Origin of the sequence: Enterobacter sp. BIGb0383 (assembly GCF_003751845.1) — a bacterium.
In the GTDB taxonomy this organism is placed as follows: domain Bacteria; phylum Pseudomonadota; class Gammaproteobacteria; order Enterobacterales; family Enterobacteriaceae; genus BIGb0383.
Genome location: NZ_RJKQ01000001.1, coordinates 1,282,876 through 1,296,011, shown reverse-complemented (window position 1 = coordinate 1,296,011; position 13,136 = coordinate 1,282,876). Strand labels below are relative to the sequence as shown.

12 protein-coding genes and 1 riboswitch are annotated in these 13,136 nt (G+C 57.0%); of the genes, 6 read left to right on the top strand and 6 right to left on the bottom strand.

Annotated elements, in window-relative coordinates; translation table 11 throughout:
• The first annotated feature begins 168 nt into the window (after nucleotides 1-168).
• From EDF81_RS06190 to EDF81_RS06180, 3 genes are read left to right on the top strand one after another with little or no spacing between them, the layout of a single operon-like run.
• Nucleotides 169-1,965, top strand: coding sequence for an ABC transporter ATP-binding protein (locus tag EDF81_RS06190; protein WP_404851475.1), 1,797 nt, complete (start codon nucleotides 169-171; stop codon nucleotides 1,963-1,965).
• On the top strand, nucleotides 1,962-3,737 hold the full coding sequence (locus EDF81_RS06185) for an ABC transporter ATP-binding protein (protein WP_123347212.1): 1,776 nt from the start codon (nucleotides 1,962-1,964) through the stop codon (nucleotides 3,735-3,737). The genes EDF81_RS06190 and EDF81_RS06185 overlap by 4 nt, the downstream gene beginning before the upstream one ends.
• Entirely contained in the window at nucleotides 3,734-5,029 is a 1,296-nt protein-coding gene (locus tag EDF81_RS06180) for an MFS transporter (protein WP_123347211.1), read from the top strand. The genes EDF81_RS06185 and EDF81_RS06180 overlap by 4 nt, the downstream gene beginning before the upstream one ends.
• Before the next feature lie 116 nt (nucleotides 5,030-5,145).
• Here EDF81_RS06180 and EDF81_RS23890 read toward each other — a convergent pair whose 3' ends face one another.
• From EDF81_RS23890 to EDF81_RS06170, 3 genes are all read right to left on the bottom strand, one after another.
• On the bottom strand, nucleotides 5,146-5,385 hold the full coding sequence (locus tag EDF81_RS23890) for a hypothetical protein (protein ID WP_148049911.1): 240 nt from the start codon (nucleotides 5,383-5,385) through the stop codon (nucleotides 5,146-5,148).
• Between the two features lie 38 nt (nucleotides 5,386-5,423).
• Entirely contained in the window at nucleotides 5,424-5,840 is a 417-nt protein-coding gene (locus tag EDF81_RS06175) for a hypothetical protein (protein WP_123347210.1), read from the bottom strand.
• Nucleotides 5,841-6,105: 265 nt separating this feature from the next.
• Nucleotides 6,106-6,723: a hypothetical protein gene (locus EDF81_RS06170; RefSeq protein ID WP_123347209.1), complete on the bottom strand. Its 618-nt coding sequence runs from the start codon at nucleotides 6,721-6,723 to the stop codon at nucleotides 6,106-6,108.
• A 463-nt stretch (nucleotides 6,724-7,186) separates the two neighbouring features.
• A riboswitch (TPP riboswitch) is annotated at nucleotides 7,187-7,283 on the top strand.
• A 36-nt stretch (nucleotides 7,284-7,319) separates the two neighbouring features.
• Between EDF81_RS06170 and thiM the strand changes: the two genes are divergently transcribed.
• The 3 genes from thiM to EDF81_RS06155 are packed head-to-tail and all read left to right on the top strand — an operon-like array spanning nucleotide 7,320 to nucleotide 9,687.
• Complete coding sequence (gene thiM, locus EDF81_RS06165) at nucleotides 7,320-8,108, top strand: hydroxyethylthiazole kinase (RefSeq protein ID WP_123347208.1); 789 nt, start codon at nucleotides 7,320-7,322, stop codon at nucleotides 8,106-8,108.
• Nucleotides 8,105-8,905, top strand: a complete 801-nt coding sequence (gene thiD / locus EDF81_RS06160; RefSeq protein ID WP_123347207.1) for a bifunctional hydroxymethylpyrimidine kinase/phosphomethylpyrimidine kinase — start codon at nucleotides 8,105-8,107, stop codon at nucleotides 8,903-8,905. The genes thiM and thiD overlap by 4 nt, the downstream gene beginning before the upstream one ends.
• A 35-nt stretch (nucleotides 8,906-8,940) precedes the next feature.
• A complete protein-coding gene (locus EDF81_RS06155; protein ID WP_123347206.1) occupies nucleotides 8,941-9,687 on the top strand; it encodes a GntR family transcriptional regulator in 747 nt (248 codons plus the stop codon).
• On the opposite strand, the gene EDF81_RS06150 is transcribed toward EDF81_RS06155, so the two are convergent.
• The 3 genes from EDF81_RS06150 to EDF81_RS06140 are packed head-to-tail and all read right to left on the bottom strand — an operon-like array spanning nucleotide 9,661 to nucleotide 12,904.
• A complete protein-coding gene (locus EDF81_RS06150) occupies nucleotides 9,661-10,626 on the bottom strand; it encodes a PfkB family carbohydrate kinase (RefSeq protein WP_123347205.1) in 966 nt (321 codons plus the stop codon). The genes EDF81_RS06155 and EDF81_RS06150 overlap by 27 nt on opposite strands.
• Nucleotides 10,623-11,627 carry an ADP-ribosylglycohydrolase family protein gene (locus EDF81_RS06145; RefSeq protein WP_123347204.1) on the bottom strand — a complete coding sequence of 335 codons (1,005 nt, stop codon included), beginning with the start codon at nucleotides 11,625-11,627 and terminating at the stop codon, nucleotides 10,623-10,625. The genes EDF81_RS06150 and EDF81_RS06145 overlap by 4 nt, the downstream gene beginning before the upstream one ends.
• Entirely contained in the window at nucleotides 11,624-12,904 is a 1,281-nt protein-coding gene (locus EDF81_RS06140) for a nucleoside permease (RefSeq protein ID WP_123347203.1), read from the bottom strand. Before EDF81_RS06140 ends, EDF81_RS06145 begins: the two co-directional genes overlap by 4 nt.
• Between the last annotated feature and the right edge of the window lie 232 nt (nucleotides 12,905-13,136).

Below are 13,136 nucleotides of genomic sequence, written 5' to 3'. Positions count from 1 at the left end.
TATTTCCAGAAAAGGGTTCCATTCAGCGCTGGGCGGTTGTTCCGTACGGGGTGGAAAACGAACCGAATCGGGTAGATATGGAAATGAGAGTAATTATTATTAACATCTTTAAACAGTAGCGTCGAGACTCTTTTTTGCTGGTCGGCGCAGAGAGAAAGATGGGGCAGGCTGAGGAGCATGGCGCACAATACTAATCCGGCACTGGCGGGGATCGCCGCCTCCGGTCTGTGGCAGGTCACGGGTCCCGTGCGTTTACAGATCGCCGGGGCGATGACGCTCTCGGTACTGGCTGGCTTTTCGGGGATGGCGGCGCTGCTCTGCCTGGCATTAAGTCTCGATGGCCTGCTCGCTTCCCCCGGAACCTGGCCGCTGTGGCCACTGGTGGGAACGATAGCGGCGGCGACCTGCGGGTATCTCCTGCGCCTGATCTCCTTTAATCAGTCCCACTATGCAGCGTTCAGGCTGGAGAAAATTCTGCGCCACGCCCTGGTGGATACCTTAACCCGGGCTGCGCTGGGCGACGTTCAGCAACTGGGCTCGGGCGCGCTGGCGAAGATTATTCAGGATGACGTTAAATCCCTCCATATTTTTGTCGCCGACAGCACTCCGCTGTGTGCCAGAGCGCTGGCGATCCCGCTGCTGACGCTTGTCCTGATGCTATATATCGAGTGGCGACTTGCCCTCTCCGCCGCGCTGGTCCTGATGGTCGGGACCGTCGTGCTGATGCTGGCCCGACGCAACGCCACAGAGATGCACCAGCGCTATAACCAGACGCGGGAGCAGGTCAGCGCGGCGGTGGTTGAGTTTGTGCAGGCCATGCCGGTCGTGCGTAATTTCGATAGCGGCTCAACCTCCTTCGGGCGCTACCAGCGGGCGCTGCTCGCCTGGCGCGAGGTCCTGACCGAGTGGTATCGGCTGGCCGGGTTCCCGGCGCGCTTCTCTTTTGCGGTGCTCAACGCGCTGCCCACGCTGATGGTGATGCTGGGAACGGCGTGGTTCCTGATGCGTGGCGAAGGGCTCGATTTTGCCCATCTGACGGCGGCTCTTCTGCTGGCGGGCGGCATGGCGGAAGCGGTGATGCCGATGATGATGCTCAGCCAACTGGTGAATCAGACCCGAATGAGCCTGCAGCGTATCGACACGGTTCTGCAACTGCCTGCACAGCCCGTGCCGCATGAGGGGCGCGTACCGGCGGATGCGTCGGTGACCTTTGAGCAGGTCTGCTTTAACTATGGTGGACGTGCCGAACATCCCGCGCTTCGGGATATCAGTTTTACCCTTGCCGCCGGTTCGACGGTGGCGCTTGTCGGGCCATCAGGGGCAGGCAAAACGACGATTGCCCGGCTGATCCCGCGTTTTCATGACGTGAGCGGCGGCCGCATTCTGATTGGCGGCGTTGACGTGCGGGAGATGCGCAGCGAGACGTTGATGCAGCAGGTCGCTTTTGTCTTTCAGGAGAACTTTCTCTTTAATGATTCGGTGCTGGAAAATATCCGCCTGGGACAGCCGGGAGCCGATCGCGCTGCGGTCATTGCTGCGGCAAAGGCCGCGCAGGCGCACGACTTTATTGGCGAACTTCCTCTGGGATATGACACACCGGTCGGCGAGCGGGGCACATCCCTGTCCGGCGGCCAGCGCCAGCGTATTGCCATCGCCCGGGCGCTGTTACAGGCGCGGCCCATTCTGGTCCTCGACGAGGCGACCGCCTATGCCGACCCTGAAACGGAGGCATCGCTTATCCAGGCCCTGTCGGTGCTTAAGCAGGGAAGAACGGTGATTATGGTGGTTCACCGGCTGTCGCTGGCACGCGATGCCGACCAGATCCTGGTGTTTGAGCAGGGAAGGCTGGTGGAGAGCGGGCAGCATGCGGAACTGCTTGCCCGGACGGGGTGTTATGCCCGTCTCTGGCAGGAGTATAAGCAGACGCAGGCGTGGCCCTTCACCGCTGACGAGGCGCAACCATGAGCCGCATAAACGCCTTCTTACGCGCTCGCACAGGCTGGCAGCGACTGATGGCCAGCGTCGGGGAGCAGGCCCCGGCCCTCAGGCGCAGCCTTTTCTGTCTGTTGACGGCGGCGGTCGTGCAGGGGCTGGCCCTGAGCTGCCTCTACCCGCTGTTGCAGGCGATGCTCCACGGCGGCAATGTCTTAACCTGGCTGGCGACGTTCAGCGTACTGAGCCTCGTTACCCTGTGCCTTCGCTGGTGCGGCCAGGGATTTGAATATAACGGACAGCTGACGATGGCCACCTGGTCCCTGCGGATGCGGCTGGGCCAGCAGCTTCGGCGCATTCCGCTGGAACAGCTGGCGCGTACCGGTGCCGGAGAGCTGAATGCGCTACTGCTGGGGCGGGTGGATGAAAGCTTTAGCTATCTGATTGCGATAACCAATATCCTGTTTCTGGCGCTGGTCACGCCGCTGGTCACGGTGCTGACCACCCTCCTGCTGATTGACGTGCGGCTGGGGCTGGTGATGCTGCTGCTCTTCCCGCTGCTCTTTGGCCTGTGGTACTGGCGGCGGCCGATGATGCAGCGGAATATGGCCTCCCTTGGCGAGGCTCATCAGCGCCTGTCGGGCCAGGCGGTGGAGTTTGTTCAGGGCCTGGCGGTGCTGCGATCCTGCGGCGTGGATACCGGAACATCCCGGACGCTGCACGCGCAAATTGATGCACTGGCGGAGCACCAGACCCGGACCCATCGACGTAACGCGACCGGCAACCTGGCGATTGCCAGTATTGTCGAGCTGGGTATCCAGCTGGTGTTTATCGCGGGCACAGTCTGGGTGGTGAAGGGAACGCTGGATCCGGCCCTGCTGGCGGCCGCGATGATTCTGATGACGCGTTTTGCCGAGCCGCTGGCCACGTTTGTCAGCTATACCGCCGTACTGGCGCTGATGGGTGCCGCGCTGGAGCGTATTGACGCGCTGTTACGTATCCCGTCGTTGCCGGAACCGGCGCAGGAGAAGCATCCTGACGACGTCGATATTACGTTTAACGGCGTCAGTTTTCACTATCAGCAGAACCCGGATAATGCGTTAAGCGCGGTGTCGTTCCGGCTGCCGTCACGCGGTATGACCGCGCTGGTCGGTTCATCGGGATCGGGGAAAAGTACGCTGACACGGCTGCTGATGCGCCATGCCGATCCTCAGGAGGGGACCATTCTGATTGGCGGGGTGGATATCCGGCAGATGAGTACCGAAGGTCTTAACCGCCTGATCGCGGTGGTCTTTCAGGATGTTTATCTCTTCGACGATACTCTGCTCGAAAATATCCGTATTGCCAGGCCCCAGGCCACGCAGCAGGAGATCGAAACCGCCGCAGCTGACGCCCAGTGCCTGGAGTTTATTCAGCGCCTGCCCGATGGCTGGCAAACGCCGATGGGCGAAATGGGCGCGATGCTCTCCGGCGGCGAACGTCAGCGCGTTTCGATTGCCCGTGCGCTGCTGAAAAATGCGCCGATTGTGATCCTTGATGAACCGACCGCGTCGCTGGACAGCGGCAGCGAGCGGGCTGTGCAGCGCGCCATCGACAATCTGATGAGGGATCGGGTGGTGATCGTCATTGCCCACCGGCTCTCCACTATTGTCGGGGCCGATCGCATTCTGGTTATGGAGGCGGGAAAAGTGGTGGAGCAGGGGACCTATGCTCAGCTCCAGGCAAAAAACGGGCGCTGGCGTGCGCTGTGGCAAGCACAGCAGCAGGCCAGAATAGGGCAGACAGAGGCAAAGCGAGAACCATGAACGATCAACACCTTTTCGCGTCGGTACCGGTACGAATAACCCTGGGGCGCGTTCTCTTTGCGGTTACCGGGATTTATATTACCCAGACGATGATCTCCACCCTCGCTATGCAGTCTGTGCCTGCTCTGGTGCGGGCAGCGGGCGGTTCTCTGGCGCTGATCGGCGCGACAACGCTGTTTATGCTGCCCTGGGCGCTGAAGATTCTCTGGGCGCCCACCATTGAGCGCTGGCGGTTACCTGCCGGATCGCAAAAACGACGCTCCCGACCGCTGATCCTCGGCGGCCAGATGGCGCTGGCCGGGCTGCTCCTGCTGGCGGCGCTGACGGGCTACCTCAACCGGGCGCATCCGTTCCAGTCCGATGAACTGTTCTGGCTCTTCGGTTTATTGATGGCGGCCGGACTGGTTGCGGCCACTCTGGATATTGCCTGCGATGGCTTCTGCGTTGATCAACTGAGCGACGGCGGCTACGGCTGGGGCAACGTGGCGCAGGTGGGCGGCAGCTATCTGGGGATGATGCTCGGTGGCGGGGCCTTTTTACTGCTGGCCGCCCGTTACGGCTGGCCTTTCGCCGCTGCGGGACTGGCGGTGATGATTGTGGTCTTCAGCCTGCCGATGTGGCGCACCGCCGAACCCGCCAGAAGTCAGCCTGTCGCCCATCGTCCCTCTCTGGGTAATGCGCTTTCCCGGCGCTCGACCTGGTTTGGTTTGCTGCTGATCGTGGGGCTGAATGCGGGCGTTCGGGTGGTGATGCCGCTCTCTGCGCCGGTTCTGCTCGATCACGGTCTGGATATGGCTTCGCTGGGCTGGCTGTTGGGCGGAGGAAGTATTGCCGCCGGGCTGGTCGGCACCCTGGGCGGCGGGCTGCTGATCCACTCTCTGGGCCAGTGGCGGGCGCTGTACTGTGCTTTTGTACTGCAGGCTATCATCTTGCTTACCATCGCCCTGTGCCTGTGGCTCCTTCCGGCGGGAAGTGCGCTGCCGGTCCTGATGGGGTTAACCGTCGCCCAGTTTATTGTGACCGCCTGCTCTATGGTCTGCGTCTATGCGGTGCTGATGGGGCTATCTTCCCCGCTGCAGGCGGGCGTTGATTTTACGCTGTTCCAGTGCGCCGATGCCGGTATTGCCATTCTTGGCGGCACCGTCGGCGGCGTGCTTGCCCAGTATTCTGGCTACAGCGGCAGCTTCTTCTGCGCGGCGGGATTAACGGTGATGGCGCTGGTGGGGCTACGCATTGCGCATTCAATCCACAAAGGGAGGGCTTGCAAAGACCGGACTGCCTCCTTATGCTAATCAGCTAGTTGTAAATGACTCGGGGTGCCCTTCTTCGTGAAGGCTGAGAAATACCCGTAATACCTGATCTGGATAATGCCAGCGTATTTTTGTATTAGTAATGGGGAAGCAAGAGGTTATGATCTTTTAACCACAAAAAGGAAGGTAAGTAGGGAAATAATCAACTTTTCATTAGAGTACGTGTTATTTTCGGTAACAGGTTCGGCAAGTGGTTTTAATCTTTTATTGGCAAGCACAGCGAGTTTTTTTCTAAGTTCACTCCGTTCAACAATCAAAAGACTTTCATGGCCATCATAATCAGGTAATAGATTTGTGGATGCAATAATATAATCATCTGGAACTATTATTTTCTTCACCAATGAAAAAGCCCCGTAAATTCAGGGGGCTTTGTTAGTTACTTTGTTTTAAGTTTACTAGGGATTTCTTTCCAAGATTTCAGCCATTCTATGACATTCTTTCGGGAATTACTCATACGCAAGGGGGTAAAGCATCTTTGATAACGCTTGCCTTCGAAATCAACTACCTCTTTACTTTGTGCATTTGGAAATGCTAAATCAAGTTTTAATTCAAGTTTCTCTTTTTCTTTCCGCCATTCAATAGACGCTAACTCTTCCGCTGTTAGTTCTATTAACCCTCTGTCAATGCAACCCCGGCGGCAAGTGTGAACCATTTCACGTCTTTGACTATCAATTCTCATTGCCTTTTTAACATTACCTGAGAAATCAGCGCTAGAACCTGCTTCTAAATAATCTTGGAGTTCCTTTAAATTCTCAAGAGTAAAAAATTCCTCTTTCGAGCTATCATGAATCATTTTCCAACCTCCAAAACAGACCGCTTTTATATAAGTTATCGTATCATTTGGCTGGAACATTGCAACTAAGCCAAAATAAATTCAGGGTGGGAAGATGGATTAACACTCAATTCATCACGTTCATAATGTAATTTAATTTTACACAATTGAAGGGCCGAATACTTTGAAAAATCTTCCCGCACAGGTTGCACCTTATTTACTGGATGGGAGCTAACGCAACCAGTAAGCAACAAAGTCAGTATAGTAATCCCTATAGCTAAAGGTTTCATTCTCCGAATGCCTCCGCATAAGTATAAACTCTTGTCCATTTCTGCGTTTTACCATCAAATATAGATTTACCGTCTAAGGTGTAAAATCTGATTAAAGCACTATTACCTCTCCAACCTGCTTTAACTGCCGTCTCACCAAAATCATAAGGAAGGAAGTCAGCATAATACACAACAACATCACTTACCCCGTCAATCGGCGTATCCAAATGGATAGACTTCTTCTGGTCTGAGAATCGCCCTGTATTATTTCCCATGAATGACGATCCGTAACTGGTCCTATAATGCCTTGCTTCAATAAGGTTAGAGGCCAGTTCCATAATCTTATCATTCTTGATAATACGCCCACCATCCTTATTAACTGTTAGATTTGCCTCGATTAACGTATCCATTTCATTCAGGAAAGTTATTGTATCCTTTCCATATTGATTATCTTTTTCTTCATAATATAAGGTGCTTTGATGCTGAGAATAGATGGAATATGCAACAATACCAGCGCCCAATATGAAAATAACACCAATTATATAAAACACAATCTTACGGAATTTATCACCCGTGAGACGGTAGATAATGATGATAAGAAGAATTGCCACTAAAACCAATACTAAATCAAGCATACTATTTACCTTATTTTATCACATACCACAGGGACATCTTTCGCCAGCTCTTGCAGGTGGGCACAGTGGTAGTATTTGTACCGTTCAGAGAACCATCTAACAGAATGATGATGATACCCGATCTATTTTTCCTTTCCCTGTGTTTTTGGCCACCACTCTTTAGCGTTGTACATCGCTAAACCAAAGTCTAATGCAATAAAGATGGGGAGGAATCTGGCAGACTCGCTTAGGTTTTGCTTGTTAAAACCGGTACTTTCCTACAACCCATCCAGTAAACTCCGCTTCACGTATAGCTCTAAGGAAATTTACCCTAACGAAATGATAGAAGGTTAAAACCACGCTCATTGAGGTTAAAAGTCATGTTTTTAACCCTATCAATCTTGAAGGTCAACCCCAGTTCGGGTAGTCTTAATTTCATGAAATCTCTTGTTTTCCAAATTTTCTAACTAGTTGATTTCAATTTGTAAATGACTCGGGGTGCCCTTCTTCGTGAAGGCTGAGAAATACCCGTAATACCTGATCTGGATAATGCCAGCGTAGGGAAGTCAGACGCCTGGCAGGTCGTCCCTTCTTTATCGCGTGGCAGGAGCGTGATAATGCAACCTGACCTGCACCCTTCTTCAACCGCAGCCCGTGCGCTGCAGCACTTCCATCAGCGTTCACCGCTGGTTCACTGTATGACCAACGACGTCGTGCAAACCTTTACCGCCAATGTTTTGCTGGCGCTGGGTGCGTCGCCCGCGATGGTTATTGACCCCCAGGAAGCCGCCCCTTTTGCCGCCATCGCCGATGCGCTGTTGATTAACGTCGGGACGCTGACGCGCGAGCGGGCCGCATCTATGCGTCTGGCCGTCGCGGCCGCCAGCGCCGCCGGTAAGCCCTGGTCGCTGGATCCGGTCGCGGTGGGCGCGCTGGCCCTGCGGACCGAATTTTGCCGTGAACTGCTGGCCTTAAGGCCTGCGGCAATTCGCGGTAACGCCTCGGAAATTCTGGCTCTGGCCGGGATGAGCGCGGGCGGGCGCGGGGTGGATACCACCGATACGGCGGCAGCAGCACTGCCTGCCGCACAGGCCCTTGCCCGCCAGTGTGGTGCGGTGGTGGCGGTGACCGGAGAGGTGGATTATGTCACCGATGGTCGGCGGACGGTGGCGGTAACGGGCGGTGATCCGCTGATGACCCGCGTGGTCGGGACCGGCTGCGCCCTGAGCGCGGTGGTCGCGGCCAGCTGTGCGCTGCCGGGCGACCGGCTGGATAACGTGGCTTCCGCCTGCCTGTGGATGAAGCGGGCCGGTCAGACAGCAACGCAGAACAGCAAGGGACCGGGCAGCTTTATTCCGGCATTTCTCGACGCGCTCTATGGCCTGGCAGAGGAGATGCAGGGATGAAACGCATTAATGCACTGACCATTGCCGGTACCGATCCCAGCGGCGGGGCGGGGATCCAGGCCGATCTGAAAACCTTCTCGGCCCTTGGGGCCTACGGCTGTTCGGTGGTGACGGCGCTGGTGGCGCAGAATACCCGTGGCGTGCAGTCGGTGTTTCGCGTCACGCCGGAGTTTGTTGCGGCCCAGCTGGACTCGGTGTTTAGCGACGTCCGTATTGATACCACCAAAATCGGCATGCTGGCGGAGACGGATATTGTCGAAGTGGTGGCGGAACGTCTGCGCCATTACCAGGTGCGCAATCTGGTACTGGATACGGTGATGCTGGCCAAAAGCGGCGATCCGCTGCTTTCGCCTGCCGCCGTGGCGACGTTGCGCAGCCATCTGCTGCCGCAGGTGGCGCTGATCACGCCCAATCTGCCGGAGGCAGCGGCGCTGCTGGATGCACCAATGGCCGTTAGCGAAAAGGAAATGCGCGAGCAGGGCCGGGCGCTGCTGGCGCTGGGCTGTGAGGCGGTGCTGATGAAGGGCGGTCATCTGGATGATGCTGAAAGCCCGGACTGGCTGTTTACCGCTGCGGGTGAACGCCGCTTTACCGCTCCGCGCGTAAAGACCAAAAATACCCACGGCACCGGCTGCACGCTCTCGTCTGCGCTGGCCGCGCTGCGACCGCGTCATCGCGACTGGGCCGATACTATCGATGAGGCCAAACGCTGGCTCTCTGCCGCGCTGGCGAAGGCCGATACGCTGGAGGTCGGAGAGGGCATTGGCCCGGTACATCATTTCCATGCATGGTGGTAATATACGGACAGCACACATCAGCTAGGAAAATATCGATGGAAGAGGCGCATCTCCGACTTATTGCCCAGCTCAACGAGCGTATCGCCGCGAAGGATAAGGCGCCCCTGTATCTCAGGTTTGCTGAAACGGTGAAAAATGCCGTGCGCAGCGGGGTGCTGCAGCATGGCAATATTTTGCCCGGCGAGCGTGACCTGAGCCAGCTGACCGGCGTCTCGCGCATTACCGTGCGCAAAGCGATGGAGGCCCTCGAAAATGAGGGCGTGGTGACGCGTGCGCGTGGTTACGGGACGCAAATCGTCAATATTTTCGAATACTCCCTGAAAGAGGCGCGCGGATTTTCTCAGCAGGTGGTGCTGCGCGGCAAAAAGCCAAATACTCTGTGGGTCAATAAGCGGGTGGTGCCCTGCCCGGAAGAGGTGGCGGACCGGCTGGGCGTGCTGCCCGACAGCGATGTTTTTCTGCTCAAGCGTATTCGCTATGTCGATGACGACGCCGTTTCGATTGAGGAATCCTGGGTGCCGACCCCGTTAATCGAGGATGCGGATGCCATCGGCGTTTCGCTGTATGACTATTTCCGTCAGCGCAATATCTTCCCTGAACGCACGCGCTCCCGGGTTAGCGCCATGATGCCTGACGCCGAGTTTCAGGAGCATATTAAGATGGACGAAAAAATACCGGTGCTGGTGATCAAACAAGTCGCGCTCGATCAACAACACCGGCCTATTGAGTACAGCATCAGCTACTGTCGCAGCGACCTATACGTGTTTGTGTGCGAGGAGTAACTCTTCGCGGGTCGGGGCGCAGTCTCCGCCGCGATGGCTGACCACCCAGGCGGCAACGGCATTGCCAAGCAGGACCGCATCCGGCAATGACCAGCCCGCCGCCAGCCCTGCCAGCGTTCCGCCCGCGTGGCTGTCGCCCGCGCCGATACTGTCCAGCACCGTAGCCGGGAAGGGCGCGACCAGACCATGATCGTCCGGCGTAAAGTACCAGGCACCGGCTTTGTCCTGGCGCACCACCAGCGGGGCCTGAAAACGATCCACCCACGCCTGCCCGAAAGCGGTCACTTCGTCGTCGCAGTTTAAGATCTCTGCGGCAAATTCGGTTTCCTGGCGGTTCAGCGACACCAGCGGTTTGCAGGCCATAATCCGTTCCAGTAGCGGAGCCGGAATATCGACGATGCGCGGACCGAAGTCGACGAAGGCGGTGATATCCTCCAGCCCTTCCAGCCAGCTGACCAGCCGCTCGCCGCTGGCGGAAGCCAGCTGATAGCCGGACAGATAGACCAGCGCGCCCGGCGACACGGGGATCCCCGCCAGCCACTCATCACGCCACTGGTTCTCCACGCCGCTAAAGGACATAAAGGTGCGTTCACCGTCCGGCTCCACCAGTGCCAGGCACCAGCCGTTGTCGCCGTCCTCGGCTTCCACCACGCTGGTCAGCCCTTCTTTAGCCATATTCGAGCGGATAATGTCCGACCACATGCCTTTTCCGAGCGGCAGCGCATTACAGGCCTCCACGCCGAGGCGCTTCAGCGCCACGGCGATATTCAGTGCACAGCCGCCGATATTCACCCCCTGCTGATGGAGTTCAATATCGCAGCCGCGCCAGGGCAGGGCGTAGGCATCGGCGATGACATCAATCACCGCCGCGCCGACCACGACCACCGGGCGGGTTGTCTGCAACCCGGCCAGTTTTTCGCTCAAAATTTCCGCGCTCATGCGTTCTCCCGTTGCTGGCGGTATTGTAAAAGCGTAGCGGCATAGTGGACAAAATCCAGCTGATTAACGTCATCCAGCTCACGCTTCAGACCGGCATCGATGGCGTTGATCCCCTGTAGCGCGCCGCAGATGGCGGTAGCCATTGCGCCGATGGTATCGGTGTCGCCGCCGAGGTTGGCGCACAGAACCGCACAGCGGTTAGGATCGCCCTCTGCCAGCTCCACCATTGCAATTGCGCAGGGCACCGACTGAATGGTGCTGGTTCCGGCCCCGATAAGCTGATAAAGCTGCTCGCTGGCCGATTCCACGCCCTGCGCCTCGCGGACGGTTTTCAGCGCCAGCTCGATGCGTGCCGCCATCGACGCGCTGAAGGTGGTCACCCGCTTTAGCTGGGCATGGGCGGCAACGGCGGGCAGGGCATCGACGATGCTCGCCCAGCTTGCCCCGTCGATGGCCCGTGAAATCGCCCAGGCGACGGCAACGGCCCCGGAGATGGCGATATCCGACTTGTGGGTCGGGCTGGAGGCCAGCGCAATCTCATCGATAAAGTGATCGAGATCGTCGGTTGGCAGCAGGCAGCCCAGCGGCGACACGCGCATGGCGGCACCGTTGGTCACGCCGTTGTTCTCCAGCTCGCTAACCGGTTTCCCGGCGCGAATGGCGTTAAGGGCAATCTTTGACGTCGGGCCAAGCACGTTCTTATTAAAAGCGTCGAAACCTTCCGCCCATTTCAGGATATGCCGACCGATAACGTCGGCATCGATCTGCCCGTCGCACTCGATAAGCGCATCGGCCAGACAGAGCGCCATTGAGGTGTCGTCGGTAAACTCTGCGCGACCAAAATAACAGGCGGCATTGTTTTCCGCAGGCCCCGGCAGGAACCTGTCTATCCAGCCGAAGTGAGCTTTCACCCGGCTTCGTGGCCACAGCTCGGATGGCATACCCATCGAATCCCCTAACGCCTGCCCGTAAAGGGCACCGAGAATACGATCCGCTTTCATTTAATTTCCCCTTGTGTCAGCGAAATATCGCGCTCGTTGTCCACCTGTATTGCGGTGATTTCTTTATCTGATTCGCGAAAGAACAACATAAAGAGTACGGCGATAATGGCAATCATCACGCCGCCGAAGGTCCACATACCCGCCCAGTTAAAGGTCAGGCCGTTTACCGGCTCTGGGTACGCATACATTTTTTCCATCATCATTGCGCCGAGGCGATAGCCCAGCAGGCTACCGAAGCCCTGACAGCAAAGGGTGATCAGCCCCTGCGCGGCGGTACGCATATGCACCGGTGCCTTTTTATCAACGTAGATATAGGCGGTGACATAGTAGAAGTCGTAGCTCACGCCGTGCAGCAGAATGCCGAGGAACAGCAGGGCGTAAGTAAAGTACTGCTCCGCACCACCGAAGACGAAAAAGCCGTAGCGCAGGGCGGCGGTGAGTAAGCCCAGTAATAATACCTTTTTAATACCAAAACGCTTAGTGAAAAACGGCAGCGCCAGCATAAAGAAGATTTCGGAGAACTGACCGAGGGTCATCCAGCCGGTGGCGTTTTTCATCCCCACTTCGGTGAGGTAGCCGTTGGCAAAGATGTAGTAGAAGGCCAGCGGCATGGCGAACAGGAACGAACAGAAGAAGAAGACCAGGAAATTGCGGTCGCGCAGCAGGATAATCGCGTCAAGGCCCAGCATTACCTTGAAGTTCAGCTTGCCGGTACTCTTCGGCGGCGTATCCGGCAGGAAGAAGGCGAAAATACCCAGCAACAGCGAACTGCCTGCGGTGATCAGCAGCGGCACGTTGGTCGGCGAAATATCGCTGTAGCCCATCATCTGCGGCAGGAAGCCGCACACCAGCCCGGAGGCGATCCAGCCGATGGTGCCCATCACGCGGATACGCGGGAAGTCGCGCTCCACGTCGCCAACGTTGGAGAAGGCGATACTGTTGGTCAGCGCAATCGTCGGCATATAGGTCAGTGAGTAGGCCAGCAGCAGCGGGAAGAACCCGGCGAAGGTGGTCTGCTGCGCGGCAAAGTACATCAGTATCGCCCCGGCGAACATCAGCAGCGCCAGCACTTTTTGTGCCGAGAAGAAGCGGTCGGTCAGGGAGCCGACCAGGATCGGCGACAGAATGGCGGCGATGGCGGTACAGGCATAGGACCAGCCGATCTCCCCGGCGGTAAAGCCGCTTTTACTCAGCCACAGCCAGAGCGGCACAAACCAGGCCCCCCAGATAAACCATTCAACGAACATCATGAACGACAGCTTTGCTGTAGTTTTCATCTTTTAAATCCTTCATGACAGGTAAGGTACATTTTCAGCATACCAGCAGGTAATACCTTTTAAATACCTTTAAGGTGAAAGTATGAGCGATGTAACATTTTTGTGATCGGTGAATCGAGACAGCAGAAATGACTGAAAAATAGCCTGGTTCTGGAAAATTTGCGCGACCGGTACCAGGCTTATCGTTGCCCGCATCAGCGGGTAAGGACAATCCACTGCCGATAATAGCGGC